Genomic DNA, 1,231 nt, shown 5'->3' on the forward strand with positions numbered 1-1,231 from the left:
GGCTCAGCGGAAATATCTGGTTGGTAAGTTTTAAAATTAGCTATCTTTGCTTACCTTTGTTTTATGAAACCCGCACAACTCCTTCGTGCCATCCTTCCGGATGTGCTTATAGACAACTTTGATATTGTCAATTTCGACAAGAGTGCTGACCGTTTTGATATTTATCTTGATGAAAAAAAAGTTCAACTAAAAGAAGATAAGATCAATCCGGATATCATATCCTATGGTTTTGGTGAGTATCGTACAATCCAAGACTATCCTATTCGTGGTCGCGCCACTTATCTCCATGTTCGTAAACGTAAATGGCTTGACAAATCTTCCAATGAAATCTTCAGTTATGATTGGGATTTATCCGAATTTGACGGTACACGGCTCAATTCTGAGTTCGTCTCTTTTTTAAAAGAAGGAGATTGAATCTACTCCTGTGAGCATCAGTGTGCTTGCGGAACGTTATGGCGTAAAAGGGCAGACTCTTCGTAAACAATACAAGGAGAAAATCAGTGATTACCGGAACTGGGATCAGCTCGAACATGCGCATGACTACCTCCTTTATCCTGAAAATATTGGAGAAAACCTTTCTTTGGATGAAACTTGCCTGAGCAATGGAGATGTTTATACGATTCTGACCAATAAAGCAGCTAAAGGTCGTAAGGGTGCTTTAGTTGCAATAGTTCGTGGAGTGGCCACAGATGCGGTAAGCGGAATCTTGCGCAGGCTTCCGCACCGGAAACGGCTGTCTGTCAAGACTGTTACTACAGATTTATCTTCAGCCATGATGCTGACAGTCAGAAAGGTGTTTCCTGCCGCAAAGCTGATCAATGACCGTTTTCATGTACAGCAGCTCATGTCTGAAGCTGTTGACCAGTTAAGAATACGCTATCGGTGGAAAGTACTTGATGCGGAAAATCAGGCTATCAGGGAGCATCGCCAAAAGAAGAAAGAAACAAAGAGTAAGGCGGAAAGGGAAAGAATAGGGAAATGGGAACCTGAAAGAATGGAGAACGGAGAAACCCTGCCACAGATAGTAAGCAGAAGCAAGCACATTATACTGAAACACTGGAGCAAATGGAATGAACAGCAAAAGACCAGGGCTGCCATTCTCTTTGATAAATTCCCCAAGCTTCTGGAAGGATACAGCCTTAGCATGAAACTGACAGACATCTTCAACAAGAAGTCAGGTCTCGATGAAGCAAGGCTAAATCTCGCAAGATGGTACAATGAAGTGGAAAGG

At 42.6% G+C, this 1,231-nt stretch carries 2 protein-coding genes; both read left to right on the forward strand.

Annotation, left to right across the window (positions count from 1 at the left end):
• Positions 1 to 63: 63 nt before the first annotated feature.
• A complete protein-coding gene (locus tag AB5903_RS22470) occupies positions 64 to 414 on the forward strand; it encodes a transposase family protein (protein ID WP_005652161.1) in 351 nt (116 codons plus the stop codon).
• A gap of 10 nt (positions 415 to 424) precedes the next feature.
• The coding region (locus AB5903_RS22475) for a transposase (RefSeq protein WP_368118321.1) at positions 425 to 1,231 on the forward strand (807 nt) is incomplete at its 3' end.

Source organism: Bacteroides sp. 2201st1_D9_2201SCRN_220225, from assembly GCF_040928965.1.
Lineage (GTDB): Bacteria > Bacteroidota > Bacteroidia > Bacteroidales > Bacteroidaceae > Bacteroides > Bacteroides stercoris.

Bases quoted from the DNA above. Each gene is read 5' to 3' on its own strand.
- AB5903_RS22470 (WP_005652161.1), top strand. From the start codon at position 64: ATGAAACCCGCACAACTCCTTCGTGCCATCCTTCCGGATGTGCTTATA.